Below are 26417 nucleotides of genomic sequence, written 5' to 3' on the forward strand. Positions count from 1 at the left end.
AACTGCCCAAAAGGGCAAAACTGGAGCAAGACTATGAGTAATTTAAAACCAACTGATACCACTAAATTTCTAGGTGATTTGACTGGTGGTGCTTTTATAGACCAAATCGGACATGCGCTAAGTGATGTTGCTGATGCGGTAGTTGCGACTGGCAAAAAAGGTCAAGTCAAAATTACACTGGATATCGAGCAGATGGGTGACAAGGAATCTTTGCAAGTTGGTATCAAACATAAGCTTGAATATAACGCGCCTGAGAAGTTTGGTAGCCGTAAAGAAGATTATGCTCGTAAGACCCCGATGTATGTAAACGGTGGTGGAGAGGTGAGTCTATTTGCGAATCATACAGCTGGGCTGTTTGACCAAACCAACCAAGAAACAGACGTCTAACCAAAGTCATTTTAACCATAAGTGGGTGCGTCAACACCCACTTATCACTATCAAACAAACTCACCCTATTAGGATTGTATCATGGAAAATTATCAAGATTATAAAACCGAATCAGCAGTTGCAGCTGATCTAGCTTTAGAAGCAAATACTTTAAAGTTTACACACATTGCTGACCGAACCATTCTTGTCGCACCAAACGCTAAAACTCTAGATGTGGAGCAATTTGAAGCGGGTCGCAGCCGTAAGCGTGGTTGTTTCACTACTCAGGATATCGATAGTTTTGTTGGTTATATTGAGAACGTTGAGCAACCAGAACATATCAAAATCTTTATTGATAAAGACCACATGAGCGCCCTTGCTATTTTAAATTTTGGGGCTGATGGGTTTGAACAAGGTCACTTAGACGACAAGGCTGCGCTGCTAGCTCAAAAAACAGTCACTTTTAGCAAGCTTTTATCGATGCACAATCAAGGTCGTTGCAATCAAAAAGTATTTGCTGAGTTTCTTGAAGACTGGGGCCATCAAGTCATTGCTAAAGATAAAGATGGTAATGAGATCGAGAATGCCAAAGCCATTAATGCCATTCGTAATATGCAAATAAGCGAAAATGCACAGACAGATAGCAGCGTTGGTGATTATCGTGAGAGTCGGTCGCGTCTTGAGTCAGTTGAAGCTAAGAGCATCGATGGCGCTTTGCCTTCTTACCTCGAAGTTACAGACAATTGCTATAGCGGATTTGCAGATCGTACTTTAAAGCTAAGAATGGGTATTAGTAACGTTGATGGATCGCCTGTCTTTAAGTTAGAGATTATCGGTCTTCAACTTATAGAAGATGAATCAGCTAAAGAGTTTGTCGAAATTCTCTTAAATGAGCGATTAGGCGATATTCCAATTGCTATTGGGTCTTTCAAAGGCTAATTGCTTACTTTTACCAAAAGCCCTGCCTTTATTATTTAGGTAGGGTTTTTATAAGGATTTTAATATGGCAGACGAAGCGGATCGCGCAAACGACATAGCAGAATTATCACTTGCTAATATTTTAAATAACTCACCTAAATTTATAACTTTATCCTTGGCTGAGTGCAAAGAGTGCGGTGAAGATATCCCCCTTAAGCGCCAAGCGCTTGGTGCAGTAAGCCGATGCGTTGACTGTCAGAATGAGTTTGAGAAAAGGGGACGGTGATGCTAACCAATAATGAGCAACTTTTAGCAATCACGGGCTCGGCGCGACGATACTTGCTGAGCTGGTTGTCGCAGTGATTTGGCTGATATCGATTGAGTTAAGCAAGGGAGAGTAATTGTGATTAAATTGGAATATAAGATTGTCTCTGAGACCGCTGCGCCAAACGGGAAGTCTACTATAGATATAAAATGCCCGTTCTGTAAAACAATAACAACAGCTTACCTTCGATCTATGGCGGGGTGTGGTAAAGGGTGTAACGGTTGTACAGCGAGGCATGAATATAGAGGCAGGTATTCTCGTAAAGAGAATGATGGCATAAGATCGGAACAGGAGTAACTAAAGTGGAAGTCATTGAGATTATTGAATCAAACGTACCTTTGGACTGGGTAACGCAGCCACAATTTGGTAAACTAATTGGCTTACCACAGGCTCGACTTTACCAGGCAAAAGACAACTGGCCTGAAGGTCTGGTTTGGCAAAAGATTAATAACAAGATTTACTTTAGTCTACGGGGGTGGAATGAGTGGATGAGTCAGCAGGGTACCCAAAAGGCGTCCGAGTACGAGGCGACAGCGTTGAAATTAATATCCCAATCGGCGGTGAGCGGTGCTCCTTCACCTTGCCGTACACGGCGACACCAAAAAATATTGCCCAAGCGGGAAAGTTACGAGCTAGTTTGATGGCCCGTAGAAAGTGGGAGAATCTGACGGTAACAGATGTTGAATTGGCTTGTAATATTACCGATGAAACAACAGCAGATAACAGACCACTTTTCGCAGACTATGCTCAGCTTTATCTTGATAGCTTAGATAGCGGCAATACAGGCACTAGGCGTAAATATAAAGGCATCCTCAAAAATAAGTGGATGCCTTTTTTTGCATCTATGTTTCTAGCTGATATAACACCGGCAATGGTGCGCACCGCGCTCGCACAGAATGACTTTAGCAGCGCTAAAACTGCTAATGACGCACTCACGCCACTGCGCGGGGTGTTTGATTTAGCCTTTATTGATGAGGTTATTGAAGAGTTGCCCACTAAACGTATACGTAACAAGAAAACTCAAAAGGATGAGCCAGATCCTTTTTTGCCTGATGAGCGTTTGGCCATACTTGATTATATGCAAAGCCATTGGACGGATGATAAAGAAATTTGGTATTTATACTTTGTCTGGCAGTTTTGGACTGGTTGTCGCCCTGGTGAAACTTTGGCCATTGATTGGGCCGACATAGATATCAGCAATCGATTGGCCAAAATAAGCAAGACGTTGAGCAGTGGTATGGTTCAGTTATCAACTAAGACTAACGAGATCCGCAATATCCATCTAAATGATAAAGTTTTGGCAGTGTTGGGTAGACTCAAGCAGCTCACTGGTCACCAATCGCGACTGTTTATCAGCTTACATACTGATGAGCCATGGACACGACCCGATAAATTATCCGAAAAGTTTCAGGAAGTACTGCTAGTGGTCAGCATAAGAGCACGCCCCGCTTATAATTGTCGCCATACTTACGCGACTACGATGCTTAATAGTATGATTGATGTTTCTGCAGCGGCGTATCAAATGGGCCATGATATTATTACGTTCACTAAAATCTATGCGAAATGGATAAATACCGAACGTATGCAAGCTGAGATGATGAAGCTGGATTATGGCGACTAAGTTGGTACCCTTATCAATGAAGCTACCAAATTTTAGACACAAAAAAAGCCCCGCTTGAAAGCGGGGCTTTTATATAACTGCGACAAAATCGCGACAATTATTAATTAGGTTTGAGACTTACTATATAAATCAACTACTTAAATGGTGGGGCTGGAGAGACTCGAACTCTCACACCTTGCGGCGCTAGAACCTAAATCTAGTGCGTCTACCAATTCCGCCACAGCCCCATTGTCGTTACTCTATCATCATTAATGTTTAAATTCAAACATCATTCAAATAGCTAACTGATTCGGTAGTGCGTCTCAGTGGTTGGCATTATATAGAGTTTGAATGGTTTGGCAAGCCCTTTACACAATTATTTTTGAATTATTCGCATTTTTTTGTACTTGATTTTATAAATATTTGATATTGCTAATTTTTTATATCAGTCTTTTTGCGTGTTTGGTTGCTCTTCTGCCTGACTTCCTGATATAGAAACATTCAATTGCTGAAGCTTACGAGTCAGCGTATTGCGGCCCCAACCTAATAGATTGGCCGCGGCTATTTTTTTACCATCACTGTGATTGAGAGCGGCGATTAGTAATACGCGCTCAAACTCAGGCGCTGCTGTTTGCAAAATATCTACTTCGCCTTTTTTTAGCGAATGCTCAGCCCAATCTGCCAATGCTTGCTGCCAGCTTGGGTTAGCAGATGGATAGGGCAGCGAAGCTGTCGGTTGTGAATGCATCGTGCTATTTGCTCCTGCAATCTGCGGAATAGCTTGTGACGTGGCTTGAGTGTTATTTTGACCATCAGATTGTTGCGTAAAGCTTTGATGATTATGGACGTTGGTATTTAGGGGTATATCGACATCAGCTAGCAACTCTGGTGGTAGATCCTCAGTTAATACGGTGTCTCCAGTTGCCATGACCGTCAGCCATAGACAAACGTTTTCAAGTTGGCGGACATTACCGCGCCAGTCAAAGGCTTGCATAATTTGTAGGGCATTAGGATGTAGTTGTTTGGGAGCAGTGTTCATTTGCTCACCTGCACGCTGCATAAAGTGGGTAGTTAGTTCTGCAATATCTTCACGACGTGCCCTTAGTGGCGGTAGGGGTAGACGAATAACATTAAGGCGATAAAATAAATCTTCACGAAACCTGCCTTGCTGTACGAGATGCTCTAAGTTTTGATGCGTGGCCGCAATAATGCGCACATCGACTTTGACCGGCTGCTGACCGCCAACACGATAAAACTCGCCATTAGCCAAGACTCGGAGTAATCGTGTCTGCGTGCTAAAGGGCATGTCACCAATTTCGTCTAAAAATAACGTACCGCCATTTGCCTGCTCAAATCGACCTTGTCTTTGCGTGGTTGCGCCCGTGAATGCGCCTTTTTCATGGCCAAATAGCTCAGATTCAATCAAATCATGTGGAATGGCTGCCATATTAAGCGCAATGAAGGGTTGCTGTTTACGCGGTGAATGTTGATGTAAGGCGCTGGCAACCAGCTCTTTGCCCGTACCTGACTCTCCGGTAATTAGAACCGTAATCGGTGAGTGAGCCAAGCGTCCAACCGCGCGAAAGACGGTTTGCATGGCTTGTGACTGGCCAATAATGCCGCTGGGATTACTATTGGCATTGCTATTAGTTTGAATGTTGGAGCTGCTAGCTGGCTTGTTATTAGAGTTAGGTTTGCTTTCTTTTTTTGCGCTAGTTTTTGTTTTAGAATCAAGTGTTACATCGGTATTAGTGTCAGTTTTAGTTGTTTTATCAGGTGTATTACCAGCGGGCTGATCATTAGTAGTTGGCGGCTTATTGATAGTGCTAGAGTTAATCGCTTTATAGATAGTTGCAACCGCATCATCTAAGTCAAAGGGCTTGGGCAAGTAGTCAAAAGCGCCGGTTTGATAGCTATTAATCGCAGAGGTCAGATCTGAATGAGCCGTCATAATAACGATGGGCAGATCAGGAAACTGCTTGTGTACCCAGTCACTAAACGATAAGCCATCCATTAACGGCATGCGGATATCGGTTAAGATGACATCGGGTAGCTGGGAGGTGGGTTCGCGCTGTTGCAAGATATCGTTAAGACGGGTCCACGCTGCTTGTGCTTGCGTGAAGCTAATGACCTCCAGACCAGCATCCACAAAAGTATCAGCTAATACCAAGCGTAGTGCTGCGTCGTCATCGATGAGCCATAAGGTTGAAGGATTTTCCCGAAGCGTATTATCGCTAATCGCTGTGGATAATTGGTGATTATTTCCAGAAGTAGGGTTAATGCTGTGGTCAGTCATATCTAAGCCTTAATGAGCTGTTATGTCGGAGCTATTATTTAAAAGCCGCATTTAAGTGGTAGGTGCTGGCTGGCTAAACGGTAAATATACTGTAAAGTGCGTTTGCCCGCGGACTGAGCTGACGTCAATCATACCATGATGTCGGTTGATAATATCTTGCACGATAGCCAGTCCTAAACCTGTTCCTGACGCACGGCTAGTCACCATAGGAAAAAATATCTGTCCGATAAGCAGTGGGTCGATACCGCTACCATTATCAGTTAAGGTAATTTTTAACGCTTTTTTGTGCTGCTGACTACCAATAGTATGCTGAAAGACAACCCGGGTCTGAATGTGTAATTGCGCTTGATAGTCGGGGTCTATCTCTGAGTGAGTGGTTTGTAAATCATTAGATTCTAACAATTCATGTTGCTGAGGCGTTTGCTCAAATTCAGTCATAGACTCACAAGCATTGTTGATTAGGTTTAAGAATACTTGAATCAATTGATCTTCATCAGCACACAGCTCTGGCAAGGACAAGTCATAGTCGCGCTCTAACGCAACTTTTGGGTACTGGCTGAGCACCAGTGTCAAGACGTGCTCAATAGGCTCATGAATATTCATCATTTGCCATTTTGGTAATTGATTGGAGCCAAGCAATTGGCCGATAAGTTGGGTCAAGCGATCCGTTTCTGAGATGATAATATCGGTATAAGTGCGTAGTTTTTTTACGGTTGCTTGAAAATTTTGATCCGTATTTGAGCTGGCCATAACAGTAGAGTTTGTAGGCATAGCAAGGTCACCAAACTTGACAAACTGGCGTTGTAACAGTTGTGCGGCCCCGCGAATGCCAGCCAGCGGATTTTTAATCTCATGAGCGACAGAGCGGAGCATGTGACGGGCAACGCTGTGTTGTTGTTGCCGTTGCTCCTCCCCTGAGATACGACTTTGGCGGTCTTTACCCCACATCTCGACGATAAAATAAGCCTGCTGCTGGTAGATGACGGGGGTCACACTATAGTCAATGGACAGCATTGCACCACCGTTCAGCTGCGGATTTATCATGTGGTCATGGTCGATAAAAGGCTGCTGATATTGCTTTGCTTGATTAAAGCGTTCGGTTAAAGTGCACGTTTTATCTCCACTAGCTATTCTATCTTTAGCGGTTTTCTCATTGACATGGCCGTCATTCAGACTGTCGCTATCTATAACATTATTGCTTTTTAGCGGTAATTCTTCAGGTGCGAGCAGTGCCAATATAGACTGATTTAATAGTCGTGCACGGCTGATCGCCAATAACTGTTCAGCTTGGGCATTCAACCATATGATGGACAGATCATCATTGACTAATAAGATAGCAGTAAATAAATGTTGTGACATAAAGGCTAAGTCAGGAGTCGATTTAAAGGTTGTGGGATCAGCTGTCATTGTAAACGCCTCGTTGATGAGTAGATGCAGCGTAATATTTAACCATAAATCAACACACTAGCGCGGCAAAACTGGTGATTCTCACAAAAAAAACGTACAATGCGCTGAGCCAATTTATCTCTAGCAAGGTCAGCCATGCCCAAAACTTCTACCCAACCAGTCAATACCAACATAGCAACAGCGCTTTCAGCTTCAACAACGCCAAAAGACACGGCTACTATGTTTAATCCTGCCCAAAGCCAAATTCAGAGCCCACCAGACAGTGCTCAGCCCCAACATTCTAAAGCCAGCCATCATAAGGCCAATCACAATCAAAACCGTAGCATCGCACAAAGTAGCGATGCAACTACTAGCGCGACAGCTTCTAGTCCGGCAACGGCTGCGCCAAAGATTGGTTTTGTGTCGCTTGGTTGCCCTAAGGCGTTGGTCGATAGTGAGCGCATTATCACAGAGCTGACTCGTGATGGTTATCAAGTGGCTAGTGATTACTCAGGTGCTGATTTAGTCGTGGTCAATACTTGCGGTTTCATTGAATCCGCCGTACAAGAGTCGCTAGATGCCATCGGTGAGGCCATTAGTAAGAATGGCAAAGTTATCGTCACTGGTTGCTTGGGTAAAGAGGCGGATAAAATACGCCAAATGCATCCGGCAGTATTGGCAGTCACTGGCGCACATGCCTACGACGAGGTCATTAGAGCCGTCGCATTGCATGTACCGAAGCCTGACCGTAGTACCGATAAAGATTATAATCCTAAGATAGATTTGATTAATGAGGCGGGAATTAAATTAACGCCCAGTCATTATGCTTATTTAAAGATTTCAGAAGGCTGTAATCATCTCTGTACTTTTTGTATTATTCCAAGTATGCGTGGGAAATTAGTCTCACGCCCGATTGATAGTGTGATGAACGAAGCAATGGCGCTTAAGAACGCTGGGGTCAAAGAGCTGCTGATTATCTCGCAAGATACTTCTGCCTATGGGCTGGATATCAAGTATAAGACCAGCTTTTGGAATGGTATGCCGCTCAAGTCTAAATTTTATGACTTATGCCAAGCGCTAAATCAATTAGGCATATGGGTGCGTTTACATTACGTTTATCCGTATCCACATGTGGATAAAGTAGTTGAACTTATGGGCGAAAAGAAGCTTTTGCCTTACCTCGATATTCCATTTCAACATGCCAGCCATAGCGTCCTAAAAGCGATGAAACGCCCAGCTCATAGCGAAAATACCTTAGCGCGTATTCACGCTTGGCGCGCGATTTGTCCTGATATTGTCATTCGCTCAACGTTTATAGTCGGCTTCCCGGGCGAAACCGAAGAAGATTTCCAATGTTTGCTTGATTGGTTAGTTGAGGCTCGCCTTGATCGAGTGGGCGCTTTTACTTATTCAGACGTAGAAGGCGCAGTTGCCAATGACTTGCCCAATCCAGTGCCTGAAGAAATTAAACAAGAACGTTATGAGCGTTTCATGGCCTTACAGCAACAGATATCCGCGCAGAAGCTGCAAGAGAAAATTGGTAAGACCTTAACGGTATTGGTCGATGAGATTGATAGCGAAGAGAATATCGCTATTTGTCGCAGCTATGCGGATGCGCCAGAAATTGACGGCCACGTCTATGTGGATGATATTAATCCTGCGGTACAAGTGGGACAATTTTTAACGGTTACTATTGACGATGCTAGCGAATACGACTTATTTGCCAGTTACAGCCATTGAAGAAGTATATCCATTAGAGAAACGGATTCGCAATTCAATGTAAAGATTGCCCAATAGTGGGCAGTTTTTGCTACAATTAGCGCAATTTAACCTGTTTAGCAAATCTTGGTCTATAGGCTAACTCTATTTGTGTTTTAACGATTTCTATTTGTATATTAACGACCATTATAATTCAATGATAACAAGGTGACCCCATGTCTGATAAAAATCCCCGTTACTCTCGTATATTGCTTAAACTCTCAGGCGAAGCCTTAGCTGGCGGTAAAGATATGGGCATTGATACTGAAGTACTAGACAAGATGAGCTTGTCTATCGCGCACCTGCGGGGTCTTGGGGTGCAAGTCGGCATCGTGGTCGGTGGTGGTAACTTATATCGCGGCGCGCAGCTACAAAAAGAAGGCCTAGTTGGCCGTGTTACCGGTGATCAAATGGGAATGCTAGCGACCGTAATGAACGGTCTGGCAATGCGTGATGCGCTTGAGCGCCGTAATATCAAAACGCGCTTGATGTCAGCCTTGCCCATTGGCGAAGTGACCGAAAGCTATAGTAGCCGTAACGCTATTCGCTATCTTAAAAATGGCGAAGTTTGTATCTTTGTTGCCGGTACCGGTAATCCGTTCTTTACTACTGATACCGCCGCTTGTCTGCGCGGCATTGAAATTGAAGCGGGTTTGATTCTTAAAGCGACTAAAGTCGATGGCGTCTATGATAAAGACCCAAGCTTGCATGCTGATGCGGTCAAATATGATGGCCTGACCTTTGACGAAGTGCTTGAGCAAAAACTGGGTGTGATGGATTTGACTGCCATTGCCTTATGCCGCGAGCACAATGTGCCGTTACAAGTCTTCGATATGACCAAGCCCAATGCATTGTTAAATGTCATTATGGGTGAAAACGAAGGCACACGCGTTTATCATTGATGCCACGCTATAATTTTTGATAAAAAATCAACCTCCATTAACACCGAACAGTAATGAATATTATCGGGAACGATAAATAAGGACACGTAATGATTAAAGAGATTAAGCAAGACGGCGAAGCGCGTATGCAAAAAACGTTAGAAGCGCTTGAAAGTACCTTTAGTAAAGTCCGTACGGGACGCGCGCATCCAGGCATGCTATCGGGCGTGATGGTTAGTTACTATGGTTCAGACACACCGCTCAACCAAGTCGCTAGCGTCAACGTTGAAGACTCACGCACGCTATTAGTACAGCCATTCGACCGCACTATGGTACAAGCGATAGATAAAGCCATTCGTGAAGCAGATTTGGGTCTGAACCCCATGACTGCCGACGTTATCCGTGTACCGATGCCAGCCTTAACAGAAGAAACCCGCCGCGATATGCAAAAGCTAGCACGTGGTGAGGCCGAAAACAGCCGGGTTTCTATCCGTAATATACGCCGAGATATGATGAACGATATCAAGGACTTAGCCAAAGAAAAAGAAATTTCAGAAGACGATGAACATCGCGCTAGTGATGATATTCAAAAAATTACGGATAAGTTTATCGAAACCATCGATAGCCGTCTGAGTAAAAAAGAAACTGATTTGATGGCAGTATAAGCAGTCACTTTATTTCTGTCATAATTTTAAGCGGATGGCCAGTAGTGTGATGCTATTGGCTGTTTGTCGTTGAGACATTTAGATTGGATAACTAAATGCAAGGGTCGTTACCTCCCGTAATACCATATGTTTATGATAAGTTTGTGAAATTTAGAATATGGGCTTTTTAAAAGTCAAAACGCACGTTATTATAAAAAATATGACTTCCTAAGTCGTTAGCACTAATAAATTTACCTCAATAATAAGCAGTATAGTCCATGTCAATTTCCGCTCCTTTGGCTCCTGTCCTTGTTCCTCGCCATATTGCTATCATTATGGACGGTAATAACCGTTATGGTAAAGCCAATGATTTAGGTAAAGGCGAAGGCCATGTTGCCGGCAAAGATGCTTTGGATCCTATCGTCGAGTATTGTCTTGATGCTGGGATTGAAGTGCTGACTGTGTTTGCCTTTTCAAGTGAAAACTGGCAACGTCCACCGAGTGAGGTGGCGTTACTCATGCATTTATTAGCCTTGACTATTAACCAGCAAATGCCGCGTATGCAGAAGTACCGTATTCGGCTGCGTTTTGTTGGTGACCGCAGCCAACTTACTGCTGATTTGCAAGAGTTGATGGCCGATGCCGAAGCCAAAACGGCTCATTTTGATGCGATGTCATTGGTGATTGCCATCAGCTATGGTGGTCAGTGGGATATTGCTCATGCCGCTCAACAACTTGCGCAGCAAGTACAAGATGGGCAATTACGTGCAAAGGATATCGATAAAAATATGCTGGGGCAGTATGTACAATTAGCAGACGAGCCAGCGGTAGATATGTTAATACGTACTGGCGGCGAATACCGCCTTTCCAACTTTTTATTGTGGCAATCTGCATATGCTGAGCTTTTCTTTACTCAAACGCTATGGCCAAACTTCGAAACAGCAGAGCTTAAAGCGATGGTAGCAGAGTTTGGCCAACGTCAACGCCGCTTTGGCAAGACCAGTGAGCAGATAGAGACACAGACTTCATAATCATTAAATTGATAATAATTAGAACAATAGTCATTAAATTAACAAGCATCGAAACAATATTTGATTTAAATAAGCCGAACTAAGTAGGGTTAACTGGTATCAATGAGCTGCTAGCAATTAACTGTTATAATGCATTTTTGACCAGATTTTTCTCATTATTATAAGGCTCGATAAGTATGTGGCAACGGATTAAAACGGCAGTCATCTTAATTATTATCGTTGGTATTGCACTGTTTGCGAGCCAAACACCTATTCTTTTTGCGCCCTTGTTGGTAATTAGCGTTATCATTGCTGCCCATGAATGGACAAAACTGATGCCAAAATGGCGTCTGCCGGCACGTTTTGTGGTATTAGTGCTGGCGGTAACCCTAGTTTCACTGATGTTTGAAGTGACTTGGGTGTTTTGGTGGGCGGCGTCATTGGTAATATGGCTAATGGCCCTGTCTTGGGTCGGTAAATTCCCAACACATACCAATTGGTATGGTAAGCAACTGGCACTGATGGGAGTGGTTATCCTAACTGCATCCATCACTGCGATGTTTTATTTGTGGCAACTGTCGCCATGGTGGCTACTGTATGTATTCTTGCTAGTCTGGTGTGCTGATAGCGGCGCCTACTTCGTTGGACGCAAGCTCGGTCGTCGCAAAATGGCACCGAACGTCTCGCCTAATAAAAGTATGGAAGGACTGGCGGGCGGACTTGTTACAGGTTTGCTGGTGGTTATCGCCATTAGTGTCTTTAAGCTGCAACTGACTGGTGTGGCTCTAGTTGCTTTTGTCATTTTATCAGCGCTGACGATTTTGGTATCGGTACTTGGGGACTTATTCGAGTCGATGCTTAAGCGTCGCGCTGGGGTCAAAGATTCAGGCACTTTTCTACCGGGACATGGCGGAATACTTGATCGTATTGATTCACTGTTGTCTGCGACTCCGATATTTGCACTTGGCTTTTGGGGTCTACAACAGTTGGGTTTATTGGTCGTCTAAACTCAAACACTTCTCAGCTTTCAAAACGCTTTAGTTTTTTGAAAGTAGCCTAGTTTTTTTATCCTTGCTTATACGCTGTTTATCATAGGTATGCTTTTTATTATTTATTCTCTTCATTTTTTGACGATATCTTTCATAAAATTATAGGCACGAATGATTATGACGCAACGCATCGCTGTACTAGGCGCAACCGGCTCTATTGGCGATAGCACGTTGGCAATTTTGGCGGCGCAACCTCATAACTACGAGGTTTACGCTTTATCAGGCTATCAGCGTTTAGATAAGTTGTTTGCACTCTGTCGGCAGTTTATGCCCCAGCGTGTTTGCGTCCCGATGACCGCCGTCGATGATTTTGCGAAACGGCTCAGTGATGCAAGTCTGCGTATCGATGTAGTAGGCGGAGCGGCAGGCCTAATAGATATTGCCACCGACTCGCAAACAGATACTGTGGTTGCGGCTATTGTCGGCGCGGCAGGCTTGTCGTCCACTTTAGCGGCAGCACGTGCCGGTAAGCGTATCTTGCTTGCCAATAAAGAGGCGCTGGTCATGGCAGGACAAGTGATGATTGAGGCCGTAAAGACCCATCATGCCACTTTGCTACCGATTGACTCTGAGCACAACGCTATTTTTCAGTGTTTGCCAGCCTCTATTCAACAGGATAATACTCAGATTCATGACCAGAGCCACGGGGTGCGCAAATTATGGTTGACCGCTTCTGGTGGGCCATTTTTGAATCAATCTTTTACTCACATGCAACAAGCAGGGGTAGCCGAAGCGATTAAGCATCCGAACTGGTCAATGGGGCAAAAGATATCCGTTGATTCTGCAACTATGATGAATAAAGGCTTAGAGCTAATAGAAGCCTGTCATTTATTCGATCTGCCAGAAGATAAGATAAATGTGGTTATTCATCCACAAAGTATCATCCACTCAATGGTAGAATATAGCGATGGCAGCTTCTTAGCGCAGCTTGGCAGCCCAGATATGAAAACCCCAATTGCCCATGCGCTAAGCTATCCTGAGCGTATCGAGAGTGGCTCACAACCGTTAGACTTATATGCGCTCAGTCATCTAGAATTTATTAAGCCGGATTTGCATAAATTCGCCTGTTTGCGTCTTGCGCGTCAAGCGATGCAAGAAGGAGCGCAGGCGACTATCGTGCTCAATGCAGCCAATGAAATGGCAGTAGCAGCCTTTTTAGCCGGACAAGTCCGTTTAACGGATATTGCTGATATTAATGAGCAAGCGCTGAGTGAAGTACCAGTAGCAAAGTTGAGCACGGCTGCAGATATTGAAGATATTTTAGCCATTGATGCGACAGCCCGACGTTACACCGATGCTATTATTGCAAAAATGGCGTAACCCAATTGAGAGCAATTTAAACGAGAAACAGTGATGACGTTCTTATTAACGCTACTAGCGGCAATTTTTGTTTTAGGTCCACTGATTGCTTTACATGAGTGGGGTCACTATATCGTGGCGCGGCTGTGTGGTGTTAAAGTGCTGACCTATTCTATCGGTTTTGGCCCCAAGCTTACCGGCTGGACCAGTAAGCGTAGCGGTATAGACTATCGTATTTCAATGCTGCCGCTTGGTGGTTACGTCAAGATGCTCGATGAGCGTGAAGGGGAAGTTGCAAAGGATGAACAGCACTTGGCCTTTAATCGCCAGCATCCACTGAAGAAAATAGCGATCGTTGCTGCCGGTCCTATTATGAACTTTATTATCGCTATTGGGCTATTTTGGGTATTGTTTATGACCCCATCTGAGCAGCTGGCGACTAACATTGGACAGGTATTACCAGATACACCAGCAGCGATGGCACAGCTACCGGTTGGTGACAAGGTGGTCGCCATTGACAGTCATGAAGTACAGACTTGGGAAGAGATTAACTACCGCCTCGCTGGACGCATGGGCGAGACAGAAAGTGTCAGTGTCACTTTGCAGTCGCCTTCAGCCTCTGTTGAAAATCTAAAAACTTATCAAGCGACCGTTACTAGCTTTATGCAAGGGGATGCGCAAGGTAAGGATCCCATAAGTAGCTTTGGTATGTTGCCGTGGCAGCCACAAATTGCCCCTGTTATTGGTGGTTTGTCAGCCGATGGCGCTGCTATCCTTCAGGGGCTACAAGTCGGCGATCGTATCACGGCTATCAATGATACCCCAGTGACCGATTGGATTAGCGCCACCCGAATCATTCGGGACAGCCCCGAGGTTTTGTTAAACTTTACTGTGTTGAGAGACGATAAACCGGTACAGTTACAAATTATGCCGCAAGGTAAAAAAGACAATCTGGGTAACGACTATGGGCAAATTGGTGCTATGGTTGCACAAACCGAAATCAACATTCCGGATGCGTATAGAACCACGGTAGTTTATGGTCCTGGTGAAGCCTTGATCAAGTCGTTTGAAAAGACTGAACAACTTGCCGTGATGACGGTAAGCTCGATGGGCAAAATGCTTTCAGGAACGATAGGTCTTGATAACTTATCTGGGCCCATTACTATTGCTAAAGTTGCCAAACAGAGTTTTGATATTAGCTGGGAGATGGTATTATCTACTGCCGCCTTGATCAGCTTGAGCCTTGCGGTACTAAATCTTCTGCCTATTCCGATATTAGATGGCGGTCATATTGTCTATTATCTGATTGAGCTTATTCGCGGTAAGCCATTATCCGAAGGTATACAAATAGCAGGTTTAAATATCGGTTTACTCTTGCTGGCAGGTTTCATGGTGTTAGCGATTGGTAATGATATCAGTCGGCTGTTTTGATTGCACGATACCTATTTATAAGAGTAAGATGTGATGCACTAACGTCTACAAGGTGCTAGCGTTCTGGTTATGCAGGTAATACGTTGGCATGGCTACAGTGTGGCTACTATACTAATAGTAATTTTTAGTTTATTTTATGATACGTTTTATATAAAGTGTTCTGAGTCTCCCATGACTGAGTCAAAGATTTCTCAATAATTGGGCTAGACAACCAGTACTTTTTACCTTAACTTAAGCAAGTTTTTTATTGACGGATAGTGTTTATGCGTACGCCTTTATTTATGAGCGCGGCTGGGTTGCCATTAGTGGTAGCGATGATGAGTGTGTCGGCACAGGCCGCAGACTTTGTGGTAACCGATATTGGCTTTACTGGTCTGCAACGTCTAACCGCGGATAGTCTCTATCCGGTCTTGCCCGTTTCGGTAGGTGATACGGTTACTGATAGTAGTCTGGCGGCCAGTATTAAAGCACTGTATGCCACCGACAATTTTGCCAATATTCAAAGCCGTGTTGAAGGCAATCAGCTGCGCTTTGAGGTCGTTGAACGTCCGATTATTGCCGAAGTAAACTTTGATGGTAATAAACTCATCCCTAAAGAAGGGCTTGAGGAAGGGTTAAAAAACGCCGGTTTATCAGTTGGGGCTGTGCTTAAGCAGTCGACGTTACAAGGTGTGGCCAATGAGCTACAGCAGCAATATATCAGCCAAGGCTATTACAACAGTAATATCGAAGTTGACCAAACAGTGCTTGATGGTAACCGTGTCAAATTAGACGTGCGCTTCATTGAAGGTAAGCCAGCAAAAGTCGTCGATATTAATATTATTGGTAACAAGCATTTTAGCGACTCGCAGATTAAAGATGTTTTTGCCGTAAAAGAATCGTCATGGACTCGTCTGTTATCTAAGTCTGATCGTTATGCCAAAGAAAAGCTGGCCGCCAGTTTAGAGAACCTAAAGGCGCTGTATCAAAATGATGGTTATGTGCGTTTTAACGTTGATAACGCTGTACTCAATATCAGTGAAGATAAGCGCAGTGTCTTTATTGAAATCAGTCTAAATGAAGGCGAGCAATATCAATTTGGTGAAGTCAATTTCTTAGGTCAGCCAACATTTGATATTAATGAGCTAACAGAGCTGGTCACTTTTGCGCCAAATGAGCAGTATTCGCAAGCTAAGCTTGATGCCTCGACTGCGGAGCTCAAAAGCCTTTATGGTAACGAAGGCTATTATTTAGCTCAAGTTCGCCCAGTACCACGCATTAACGATGATACTAAAGTGGTTAATGTTGATTACTATATTGATCCTGCGCGACCTATCTATGTGCGCCGCATTAACTTTAATGGTAACTTACGTACCCAAGACGAAGTGCTACGCCGTGAGATGCGTCAATTAGAAGGCGCGCTTGCTTCTAGTGAGAAGATCCAATTGTCACGCACACGTTTGATGCGCACAGGGTTTTTTAAAGGCGTTAACGTAGATGTCAAGCCCGTACCCAACCAGCCCGATCAAGTCGATATCAACTATACCGTTGAAGAGCAACCTTCTGGTAGCTCAACCATCGCTGCGGGTTATTCACAAAGTGGCGGTGTTACTTTTCAGTTAGACCTTACCCAAAACAACTTTATGGGGACTGGCAACCGAGTCAAAGCGGCGTTATCACGTTCAGAGACTCGCGACTCTTATAGCTTAGGTTATACGGATCCGTACTTTACTGAAAATGGGGTCTCGCAAGGGGTTAGCGCCTACTATCGTGAAACCAAATATGATGATAGAAACGTCAGTAACTATGTGACTGATTCCTACGGTGGTACGCTGAATTACAGCTATCCGGTCGATGAAACCAAACGCGTTAGTGCCGGTCTTAATATTGACCAGACCTCGGTGCGTGGTGGTAGTCGACTTGGAGTTTCCAACGTTCAGCAGATTATCGATGATGGCGGTTCGTTTGAAAAGTTTAATGATGATGAAGGAAATCCTTTAGGTCGTACCGGCTTTAAAAACGATTATAATACCTATAACCTACTATTTGGCTGGGATTATAGTACCTTAGACCGTCCCGTATTCCCAACCAAAGGTATGAGTCATGCTGTCGATGCGACCATTGGTCTTGGTGATACCAGTTATCAGAAGCTTATATATAGTGGCAACCTGTATTATCCTATCTACAAAGATTGGGTTGCACGGGGCTATGGCAAGCTTGGCTATGGTAATGACTTGCCCTTCTATGAAAACTTTTACGCTGGTGGTTATGGTTCGGTAAGAGGGTATGAGTCTTCTACGCTTGGCCCTAAATCGCAAAGTTATAATGATGCTATTGATAATACGGTAAGATATCAAGATGAAGAAGTGGGTGGTAACGCGCTAGTTAGCTTTGGTACGGAATTGATTTTACCCATGCCATTTAAAGGGGATTGGGCCGATCAAGTGCGTCCGGTACTGTTCGCTGAAGGCGGCCAAGTATTTGATACCACGGATAAGGAAGATCGTACCTTTATTGATCCAGCAAGTGGTGACGATACCGATGTACCGTTGCTCACGCAAGATAATAATTTACGCTTTAGTGCCGGAGCCGGTATTACTTGGTATACACCTATTGGCCCGATATCACTAAGCTATGCGGTACCGATTGGTGACAAAGAAGGCGATGAGACTGAGAAAGTTCAGTTCCAAATTGGTAGTACTTTCTAAGTCAGCTTGATAGTTTAGTATTACTCCATACCTGTTACTTCATACCGGTTATTTTAACTGGCTGCTAAGCTGATATTTTAGCTTGGTGCTAGTGTTATTTATATTAATCATATTAATTTTAACTATGATAACGATTGAGCAACTTATATCCCAAATTGAGCAGCGCCAGCCAGTATTGAATAAAGCTGAGCTTAGCACTGCACAGTTGTGTGTCAGATTAAGTGGTGTTGGTAGCTTAAACGATGCCAATGATACAGAGCTGAGTTTTTTAGCCGACCCTCATTATATATCGAGTCTGGCTAACAGTCAGGCTGGGGCCGTACTGGTCACTGAACAATATCGCGCGCAAGTACCAACAGCATCTTTGGCATTGGTGGTGGCAACGCCTTATTTGGCATATGCTAGTGGCAGTCAGCTATTTGCACGAAGCTCATTTGCCAGCGGTATTCATCCTAGCGCAGTGATTGCTGATAGTGCGGTGATTGGTGATGATGTCAATATCGGGCCTTTTTGTGTGATTGGTGAGCAGGTACAAATTGGCGCACGGAGCGCTTTAAATTCTCATGTAGTTATTGAAGCGCATACCAATATCGGTACTGACTGCGTCTTTGAGTCACAAGTAGTAATAGGGCATGATTGCATCATAGGTAGTCATGTTCGGCTGCATGCCGGAGTGAGCATAGGTAGTGAAGGCTTTGGCTTTGCACCAACGCAGAATCCTAGTGTTCATGGCTGGGAGCGTATTGCTCAGCTTGGCCGTGTAATCATTGGTGATTATGTACGTATTGGTAGCAATACCTGCGTTGATCGCGGAGCCATTGAAGATACTGTAATTGGCAATCATGTTATTATCGATAACTTGGTACAAGTGGCGCATAACGTACGTATCGGTGATGGCACTGCTATCGCTGCCAACACGGGTATCGCTGGTAGTACGACTATTGGTAAGCGTTGTATTATAGGCGGGGCTGTCGGTATTACTGGTCATATTGAGATTACAGACGATGTTACTTTATCTGGTATGACGATGGTGACTAAATCGATTAAAACTGCCGGTTCCTACTCTTCAGGTACGGCAGCGATGCCAACGGCTAACTGGCGCCGCGCTGCTGTACGCTTTCGTCAACTTGGACGGAACTAGCTTTGTCATAATTGGCCTTATTACGATTAACCCTGTCATAATTAATGTCGTGGTAAGCGAATAAAAAGTGCAAAAAACAAAAGGTACATTTATAACAACATAACCTATTGGTATCAAAAACAAGCAACAGTAGCCTATAAACCAACAGCCTATAAAAATAGCAAGGAAGCTCCGTTATGAGCAGCATAGATATCGATACCCTAACTGATGAAGACTTCAAATCCTTGTCTGAGCAAGGTCTGACGTTACCGTTAACCTATGATACGCTCAAACACTATTTGCCGCATCGCTACCCTTTTATGTTGGTAGATAAAATCACGGCATGTAAGCCTGGCGAATGTATTACTGGTATCAAGAACGTTACCATCAACGAAGAGTTTTTTAATGGACACTTCCCTGATGAGCCGATTATGCCAGGGGTGTTGATGGTAGAGTCAATGGCACAAGTCTCAGGCGTACTGGGCTTTATTAGCGCGGGATTAACCGCAGAAGACGGTTACTTGTATTTATTCGCAGGTGTTGATAAGGTTCGCTTCAAACGGCGCGTGATTCCTGGTGACCAGCTGATTATTCGTGCAAAAACAGTCATGCAAAGGCATGGTATTTATAAATTTGATTGTACCGTGCATGTCGAAGATGAGCTTGCTGCCAGTGCGCAAGTGATGATTGCTCGCCAAGAGCAATAAGCTTCTTATAACTGCTGGTAATGAATAACATAGTTTTTATCGTAATAACTGTATTACAATAACTGGTGATAAAAACTAGAGCTAATGATTACTTAATATAAGAAAATAATTGATATAAAAAATCATGTTATTCACATAATTAGTTATTAGATTCACATCGTTAGTTGTTAGAACACTTAATCATAAGTATTTTGTTTTACCATTTACTCGCATTAAATGATACAAAGGCCCGCATTATGAGTCAGATCCATCCCACAGCACTCATCTCACCATCCGCCACGATTGACGACACCGCAACTATCGGACCTTATTGTATTGTCGGTGATGAGGTGACAATTGGCGCACATACCATTTTGCATCGGCATGTGGTAGTAACCAAGCTAACTCGTATTGGTAAACACAATCAGTTTTATCAGTTTGCTAGTATCGGTGAAGATTCGCAAGATTTGAAATATGCTGGCGAGCGTACCTGGCTTGAGATAGGTGACCATAATACTGTCCGCGAGGCTTGTAGCTTGCATCGCGGAACGGCGCAGGATAAAGGACTGACCAAGATTGGTAGTCATAACCTGCTGATGGTAAATACCCATATCGCTCATGATTGCTTGATTGGTGATCACAATGTATTGGCTAATAATGTGGGTATTGCAGGACATGTCACTATTGGCGATCATACGATTATAGGGGGTAATTCAGGTATTCATCAGTTTTGCCGAGTTGATGATTACAGTTTAGTAGGTGGGGCCAGTTTGATTTTAAAAGATGTGGCTGCGTTTACTATGGTATCGGGAAATCCAGCAGGTGCGCACGGTCTTAATGTAGAAGGGATGCGCCGCAAAGGATGGTCTCAACCGACCATTGATATGCTACGCCAAGCGTATCGCGTCATTTTTAGATCGGGCCTGACGACCGTCCAAGCGCTTAGTGTTTTAAAAGAAGAGCTATTACCGAAAGAGCCTAAAATTCAGCTGCTAATTGACTCTCTCGAGCAGAGTAAACGTGGTGTGGTCCGCTAAAAACTACTACTACTTTTCTTATGATATAAGAAAGCATGTATTGCCTTATTAAACCATAACTAATAGTTATGGTTTTTTGTCTTTATGACCACTTGACTTTTTAGGTTGCTTAGCAGAAACTAATTGTCTAGAAAATTGTAAACAATTCTTTCTTAATGTTGCTGGGTGTGTCACATTGCACATTGATATATATTTTAAACAATTAAATACTATTTATAATCATAAGCTACCGGTATCAGAAACGGTAAGAAAAGTACAGGGAAGGCAAAATGGCTAACAATAAACAAGAACATGCGCAGTGGAGCTCAAGCTTTGGCTTCGTGCTTGCAGCAGTAGGGTCAGCAGTTGGTTTAGGGAATATCTGGAAGTTTCCTTATATGGTCGGGGAAAGTGGTGGTTCAGCTTTTGTTATCGCTTACTTATTCTGTATTGCATTGGTTGGTTTTCCAGTACTGGTTGCCGAATGGTTAATTGGTCGACGTGGGCAAAAAAATCCTGTCAATAGTTTTACAGATGTGGCGGCAAGCGAAGGTAAGTCACGCAGCTGGGGTATTATTGGTGCTACCGGTATTTTGGGTGGCTTCTTAATCCTATCCTTCTATAGTGTCATCGGTGGCTGGGCGCTTAATTATATTACCAAAATCGGTACTGGTAGCTTTGTCGGACAAGATAGTGATACGGTTGGCGCCACCTTTGATGCCATGCTGGCTTCAGCCGGTACGTTAACTATTTGGCACACAGTGTTTATGGCAATAACTGCGCTGATTGTCGGTGTCGGTGTAACCCGAGGTATTGAAACCACGGCTAAAGTTTTAATGCCATTACTAGGTATTATTTTATTCGTTATCGTCGGTTATAACGTGGTAAATGGCGGCTTTGGTGAGGCAGTTAATTATCTATTTGCTCCTGATTTGAGTAAATTAACGGGCGATGTTATGTTAGCGGCATTAGGCCATGCCTTCTTTACGCTCTCTATTGGTATGGGTATTATGGTTGCTTACGGCTCTTATTTAGGCCGTGAAGTAAACCTACTCAAAACAGCGCGCACGGTGGTGATTTTAGATACAGTTATTGCTCTAGCCGCTGGTTTGGCTATTTTCCCAATTATCTTTAATAATGGTCTTGATCCCGCTGCAGGTCCTGGGCTTATCTTTGTCAGCTTACCAATTGCCTTTGGTAGCATGACTGCTGGTACGATCATCGGTACCTTGTTCTTCTTATTAATTACTTTTGCAGCATTGACGTCATCGATATCCTTACTTGAACCAACTGTTGAGTTCTTAGAAGAGCGGACACCAATGAGTCGTACCGTATCAACCATTGTTGCTAGTACTGTCATTTGGCTATTAGGTATCGCAGCACTATTATCATTTAATCTATGGTCTGACTTTACTATCATGGGTAACGGTATATTTGATGCGCTAGATAAAATTACTAGTAAGTTCTTATTGCCATTGACAGGTCTTGCGGGGATTATCTTCTTTGCTTGGAAAATGGATCAACGCACTATTCAACAAGAGCTTGGCTTATCTAATGGGGCTTGGAAGATATGGCAAGTTGTCGCTAAGTTTGTCGCGCCAATCGCTATTATCGTAGTGTTTGTTACTACGTTACTAGGCTAAAATAGCTAAGATTAGTCCAAACTGCTCAAAGAATTAAATACAAAAAATTGGCGTTGACGATTACGCGTAATAAAAAAGGGCTTAAGATAATCTTAAGCCCTTTTTGCGTTTTGAAGGTTATAAAAGCAATTACTATTCTTTAGTGCTAAAAGCTAGTCTTAAAATAAGTAATCATTAGCATAAATTAATCAGAGTAAAGCAATTAACGTAAGTTTAGCTCCGGAACTGTTTGGCCACGCTTGCTATAAAAATCATTAACAAACGCATCAAATTTATCTTGTTCAATGGCTTTTCTGATACCTATCATCAAACGCTGGTAGTAGCGTAAGTTATGGATGGTTCCTAGCTGCGCGCCCAGCATTTCTTTACATTTATTAAGATGGTATATATAAGCGCGGCTAAAGTTTTGGCAAGCATAACAATCACATTCTGGATCTAGCGGACGTTCATCATGACGATATTGGCTATTACGAATGCGTACCACCCCGGCGTTATCTAGATTACCAGTGACAAAGTAGTGACCATTACGCGCATTACGAGTCGGCATTACGCAGTCGAACATATCCACTCCGCGGCGCACGGCCTCGACAATGTCTTCAGGCTTACCCACACCCATCAGATAGCGCGGCTTATCTGCTGGCATCGCATCTGGAATATAATCTAAGACATCCATCATCTCGTCTTTAGGTTCACCAACAGACAGACCGCCTATTGCATAGCCATCGAAGTCAATCTCAAGCAAGCCTTCAAGCGACTGCTGACGGAGATCAGCATACATACTGCCTTGAATAATACCGAATAGGGCATTGGTGCTGCCAAGGTTCTGATGTTCATCCAAGCAACGCTGACCCCAACGCAGTGATAACTCTAAAGATTTTTTTGCCTGATCGTGAGTGGCTGGATAGGGCGTACATTCATCGAATTGCATAACGATGTCTGAATTTAGACTGTATTGAATTTGCATAGACTTTTCAGGTGATAAAAACACCTTTGCGCCATCGATAGGCGATTTAAAATGCACGCCTTCTTCGGTGATTTTACGAGTCGCGCCTAGACTGAATACCTGAAATCCGCCCGAGTCCGTTAAGATCGGTTTATCCCAATGCATAAACTTATGAAGACCGCCGAACTTGTCGATGACCTCAGTGCCCGGCCGCAGCCATAAATGAAAAGTATTGCCTAAGATGATATCAGCGCCGATAGCCTCAATATCCCGTGGGAGCATACCTTTGACTGTGCCATAAGTGCCAACGGGCATAAAGGCAGGCGTTTGTACCTCGCCATGATTAAGATGGACCGTACCACGGCGCGCGCGCGTTTCACCGCTGGCAGTTTTATGTAGGGTAAATTGCATATGGTAATCACTATTTAAGCTATGAAAATGGCGCTAATTATAGCACTGCTAGGTATTTTTTTGGACATGGATATTAGTAAGGTAGCCCATATCAATAAAGTCTGACTTCATTCACTTTTTTATCCTATACTTAAAAGACACAGACAAGCCAGTTGGTTGATTGGTAAAGTAAGAAGTTGACTGCCTTGTAAGTAAAGTATGATTTAATTAAGATATTAATTAACTAAAGTGGTCATTAAATAAAGTACTAAAATCGCCATTCGAATGGAGAGACAGGTTATGAAGACCGCTATTTATCCACTACTTGGCAGTTTATTGTTGATATCAGGAGCTGCCATGGCAACCGAAGAACCTAACTATACGATTTTGGCGCAAACCGAAGACTTTGAACTGCGGCGCTATGATCCACAAATTGTCGCGCAAACATGGGTAACAGGTGACCAAGATGCCGCCAGTCGGCAAGGGTTTAAAACCTTAGCCGCTTATATTTTTGGTGACAATACAGCAGTAAATGGTAGTAGTAGTAAAATAAGTATGACCGCACCCGTGATGATGCAGCCACAAGGTGCTGATGATGGTCCTGCTAGCAATAAAGACAGCGAGTCACAAAAAATTGCGATGACCGCGCCCGTGAGTATGCAACAAACCAATGGTAAGTGGCGGGTAAAATTTGTCATGCCAAGTCGTTATACCATGCAAACGCTGCCCAAACCAAACAACCCAGACATCACGATTACAGAGCTGCCGGTTAAAACTTATGGTGTCATTAAGTTCTCGGGGTTGGCTGGCACTAAAAAAGTTGCAGAAAAGACAAAAACGCTGCGCTCATGGATGCAAAATCAAAAATTAACTGTAACCGGTTCCCCTGAGCTGGCACGTTATAATCCGCCGTGGACGTTACCGTTTATGCGTCGCAATGAGATTATGATTCCCTATCAGAAATAGTAATGCTTTAGGTTCTTCAAGCTTGGTTTTTTAATAAATACATTGTACTAAATCATAGCAGTAAAATTAACCCACAAAAAAAAGACAGCTTAAGCTGTCTTTTTTATCTTATTGCCAATGACTACTAATACACTTCTATTAAAAATCCGCTTAGATTTTTTGCTCGCGGATAATGTTTAGCATCCGGCGTAATGGTTCAGCAGCGCCCCATAACAGCTGATCACCAACCGTAAACGCACCTAAGTATTCACCACCCATATTTAGCTTACGCAAGCGACCGATTGCTACGGTCAATGTACCAGTGACTGCCACTGGCGTTAAGCGGTTCACGGTCGCTTCTTTATCATCTTCGACCACATCTAACCATTGGTTATCGCTGTTTTTCAGTGCCGCTTCAATTTCTTCTAATGGAATGTCTTTTTTGAGCTTAATGGTTAAGCCTTGCGCGTGACAGCGCATCGCACCGACGCGTACACACATACCATCAATTGCAATCTTGTCTGCTTCTGAATTGCCAAGGATTTTGTTGGTTTCAACGCCGCCTTTCCATTCTTCGCGTGACTGTTTGTTTTCCAGTTGCGAGTCAATATATGGGATTAAGCTACCAGCTAATGGCACACCAAAATACTGCTTAGGAAAATCCTCTGAGCGTTGAGTCTGCGCAATCTTTTTATCAATCTCTAAAATTGCACTGGCAGGATCAGCCAACTCATCTTTTACCGCATCATGTAGCACGCCCATACCGTTGATTAGCTCGCGCATGTTGTTCGCGCCTGAACCACTGGCTGCTTGATAGGTCATGGCGCTGACCCATTCTATCCAACCTTTATTGAACAGCTCACCGATAGCCATTAGCATTAGCGACACAGTACAGTTGCCACCGATAAAGTCTTTTTTGCCATTAGCAAGCGCGCTATCGATGACTTTACGATTGACAGGATCGAGGATAATAATACTTTCGTCTTCCATTCGCAGCGTGCTCGCTGCATCAATCCAATACCCATTCCAGCCGCTATCACGTAATGGCTGATGTACTTTTTGGGTATAATCACCACCTTGGCAAGTAATGATTACATCACAATCAGCTAACGCTTTAATATCATGAGCGTCTTTTAGTGGGCTTGCGTTAATACCATCAAAACTTGGCGCATCGCCACCTGCATTACTGGTTGAAAAAAACAGGGGTGTTATACCGTCGAAGTCGTTTTCTTCGCGCATACGTTGTACCAGTACCGATCCTACCATTCCGCGCCAGCCTACTAAGCCTACCGTTAAGTTACTCATTAAACCTCATCCTATTTGCAGTAATTTATTGCTTTGCCAACCAATAACAATGCCGTGAATGGCTATAAAAAGCAAGGCGTTTTGCTCAATTTTATCTGTTTTTCAAACACTATTAACTATAGCCACTATAACTTTAGGTTATTAACCAAGAGGTTGTTGATCTAGATGAAATAAGTAACGCTGATTTTAAATACGTTCGCTATGATTGTAATTTTTTGATTATAGCTTATGATAACTAAAGGCTAGCAGTAGGCGATTGATGTGTGAAATGCTAAAGTAAGCATTGGCTATCAAAGCAAAGCAAACATAATTTCATCATGACACTTACAATTTTATCATCACACTTGCGATCGGCTATTGGTTTGGCCATCAACTTAATAATAGGTTTATAGACCCTATGGATTTCTCCCTACTATATTATGGCGTACAGCTGCTGGCAGGGCTAATAGCTTTCATAACCTTCTGGGGTTGGCTGCCACTGGATAACTGGTGGGTACGTAGCGTTGATTTCCCGCGTATACAAATTCTAGTACTCGGTATTATTGCCTGGCTTAGTATGCTGATATTTTGGTCGCAGTGGCAGATGGGACAGTGACCCCTGCTGTCAATCCCGTACACATAAACTTGGGAGATTATAATTACGCAGCGTGACGATAAAAGTCAAACCACATCTGTCTTGGCGATTTATAGCCCAAGCCCTTTTGAATTCTAGTCTGGTT

General features: G+C 43.5%; 22 protein-coding genes and 1 tRNA gene. 18 read left to right on the top strand and 5 right to left on the bottom strand.

The genetic code is table 11. The annotated features are described in order from the left end of the window. Positions 1-33 precede the first annotated feature (33 nt). From JMX97_RS04875 to JMX97_RS04890, 4 genes are all read left to right on the top strand, one after another. A complete protein-coding gene (locus JMX97_RS04875; RefSeq protein WP_201555815.1) occupies positions 34-387 on the top strand; it encodes a hypothetical protein in 354 nt (117 codons plus the stop codon). An 81-nt stretch (positions 388-468) separates the two neighbouring features. Continuing rightward, positions 469-1305 carry a DUF2303 family protein gene (locus JMX97_RS04880; protein ID WP_201555816.1) on the top strand — a complete coding sequence of 279 codons (837 nt, stop codon included), beginning with the start codon at positions 469-471 and terminating at the stop codon, positions 1303-1305. Positions 1306-1369: 64 nt separating this feature from the next. Continuing rightward, on the top strand, positions 1370-1570 hold the full coding sequence (locus JMX97_RS04885) for a TraR/DksA C4-type zinc finger protein (RefSeq protein ID WP_201555817.1): 201 nt from the start codon (positions 1370-1372) through the stop codon (positions 1568-1570). Between the two features lie 523 nt (positions 1571-2093). Beyond that, positions 2094-3230 carry a tyrosine-type recombinase/integrase gene (locus JMX97_RS04890; protein ID WP_201555818.1) on the top strand — a complete coding sequence of 379 codons (1137 nt, stop codon included), beginning with the start codon at positions 2094-2096 and terminating at the stop codon, positions 3228-3230. Positions 3231-3372: 142 nt separating this feature from the next. Here the strand turns inward: JMX97_RS04890 and JMX97_RS04895 are convergent. From JMX97_RS04895 to JMX97_RS04905, 3 genes are all read right to left on the bottom strand, one after another. Continuing rightward, a tRNA-Leu gene (locus tag JMX97_RS04895) sits at positions 3373-3457 on the bottom strand. A 197-nt stretch (positions 3458-3654) separates the two neighbouring features. Continuing rightward, a complete protein-coding gene (locus JMX97_RS04900) occupies positions 3655-5505 on the bottom strand; it encodes a sigma 54-interacting transcriptional regulator (protein ID WP_201555819.1) in 1851 nt (616 codons plus the stop codon). Positions 5506-5556: 51 nt separating this feature from the next. Then, positions 5557-6912: a two-component system sensor histidine kinase NtrB gene (locus tag JMX97_RS04905; protein ID WP_201555820.1), complete on the bottom strand. Its 1356-nt coding sequence runs from the start codon at positions 6910-6912 to the stop codon at positions 5557-5559. A gap of 135 nt (positions 6913-7047) precedes the next feature. Here JMX97_RS04905 and rimO point away from each other — a divergent pair, with 135 nt between their 5' ends. The 12 genes from rimO to JMX97_RS04965 all read left to right on the top strand — a co-directional run bounded on the left by rimO (position 7048) and on the right by JMX97_RS04965 (position 22115). Then, complete coding sequence (gene rimO / locus JMX97_RS04910; RefSeq protein ID WP_201555821.1) at positions 7048-8631, top strand: 30S ribosomal protein S12 methylthiotransferase RimO; 1584 nt, start codon at positions 7048-7050, stop codon at positions 8629-8631. Between the two features lie 194 nt (positions 8632-8825). Further along, positions 8826-9551, top strand: coding sequence for a UMP kinase (gene pyrH / locus JMX97_RS04915; protein ID WP_201555822.1), 726 nt, complete (start codon positions 8826-8828; stop codon positions 9549-9551). Positions 9552-9640: 89 nt separating this feature from the next. Next, positions 9641-10195, top strand: a complete 555-nt coding sequence (gene frr, locus JMX97_RS04920; protein WP_201555823.1) for a ribosome recycling factor — start codon at positions 9641-9643, stop codon at positions 10193-10195. Between the two features lie 257 nt (positions 10196-10452). Then, positions 10453-11205 (top strand): polyprenyl diphosphate synthase, encoded by a 753-nt coding sequence (gene uppS, locus JMX97_RS04925; protein WP_201555824.1) that lies wholly within the window; start codon positions 10453-10455, stop codon positions 11203-11205. A gap of 176 nt (positions 11206-11381) precedes the next feature. Continuing rightward, positions 11382-12191 (top strand): phosphatidate cytidylyltransferase, encoded by an 810-nt coding sequence (locus JMX97_RS04930; RefSeq protein ID WP_201555825.1) that lies wholly within the window; start codon positions 11382-11384, stop codon positions 12189-12191. A gap of 153 nt (positions 12192-12344) precedes the next feature. After that, positions 12345-13553: a 1-deoxy-D-xylulose-5-phosphate reductoisomerase gene (ispC, locus tag JMX97_RS04935; protein WP_201555826.1), complete on the top strand. Its 1209-nt coding sequence runs from the start codon at positions 12345-12347 to the stop codon at positions 13551-13553. A gap of 33 nt (positions 13554-13586) precedes the next feature. Beyond that, the gene (gene rseP / locus JMX97_RS04940; protein WP_201555827.1) at positions 13587-14963 is read left to right on the top strand and encodes an RIP metalloprotease RseP; all 1377 of its coding nucleotides are present in this window, start codon (positions 13587-13589) and stop codon (positions 14961-14963) included. A gap of 263 nt (positions 14964-15226) precedes the next feature. Beyond that, positions 15227-17650, top strand: coding sequence for an outer membrane protein assembly factor BamA (gene bamA, locus JMX97_RS04945; protein WP_201555828.1), 2424 nt, complete (start codon positions 15227-15229; stop codon positions 17648-17650). A 124-nt stretch (positions 17651-17774) separates the two neighbouring features. Next, positions 17775-18791 (top strand): UDP-3-O-(3-hydroxymyristoyl)glucosamine N-acyltransferase, encoded by a 1017-nt coding sequence (lpxD, locus tag JMX97_RS04950; RefSeq protein ID WP_201555829.1) that lies wholly within the window; start codon positions 17775-17777, stop codon positions 18789-18791. 176 nt (positions 18792-18967) lie between these two features. Then, positions 18968-19477, top strand: a complete 510-nt coding sequence (gene fabZ / locus JMX97_RS04955) for a 3-hydroxyacyl-ACP dehydratase FabZ (RefSeq protein WP_201555830.1) — start codon at positions 18968-18970, stop codon at positions 19475-19477. Between the two features lie 236 nt (positions 19478-19713). Beyond that, on the top strand, positions 19714-20493 hold the full coding sequence (lpxA, locus tag JMX97_RS04960) for an acyl-ACP--UDP-N-acetylglucosamine O-acyltransferase (protein WP_201555831.1): 780 nt from the start codon (positions 19714-19716) through the stop codon (positions 20491-20493). Positions 20494-20762: 269 nt separating this feature from the next. Further along, on the top strand, positions 20763-22115 hold the full coding sequence (locus JMX97_RS04965; RefSeq protein WP_201555832.1) for a sodium-dependent transporter: 1353 nt from the start codon (positions 20763-20765) through the stop codon (positions 22113-22115). Between the two features lie 202 nt (positions 22116-22317). Here JMX97_RS04965 and tgt read toward each other — a convergent pair whose 3' ends face one another. Beyond that, positions 22318-23469, bottom strand: a complete 1152-nt coding sequence (gene tgt, locus JMX97_RS04970; RefSeq protein WP_201555833.1) for a tRNA guanosine(34) transglycosylase Tgt — start codon at positions 23467-23469, stop codon at positions 22318-22320. Between the two features lie 279 nt (positions 23470-23748). Here tgt and JMX97_RS04975 point away from each other — a divergent pair, with 279 nt between their 5' ends. Next, the gene (locus JMX97_RS04975) at positions 23749-24414 is read left to right on the top strand and encodes an SOUL family heme-binding protein (RefSeq protein WP_201555834.1); all 666 of its coding nucleotides are present in this window, start codon (positions 23749-23751) and stop codon (positions 24412-24414) included. Positions 24415-24564: 150 nt separating this feature from the next. Here the strand turns inward: JMX97_RS04975 and asd are convergent, their stop codons facing one another. Then, positions 24565-25698 (bottom strand): aspartate-semialdehyde dehydrogenase, encoded by a 1134-nt coding sequence (asd, locus tag JMX97_RS04980; RefSeq protein ID WP_201555835.1) that lies wholly within the window; start codon positions 25696-25698, stop codon positions 24565-24567. 397 nt (positions 25699-26095) lie between these two features. On the opposite strand from asd, the gene JMX97_RS04985 reads away from it, so the two are divergent. Next, complete coding sequence (locus tag JMX97_RS04985; protein ID WP_227671454.1) at positions 26096-26293, top strand: hypothetical protein; 198 nt, start codon at positions 26096-26098, stop codon at positions 26291-26293. The last annotated feature ends 124 nt before the right edge of the window (positions 26294-26417 follow it).

This window comes from Psychrobacter sp. 72-O-c, assembly GCF_904846605.1.
GTDB lineage: Bacteria > Pseudomonadota > Gammaproteobacteria > Pseudomonadales > Moraxellaceae > Psychrobacter.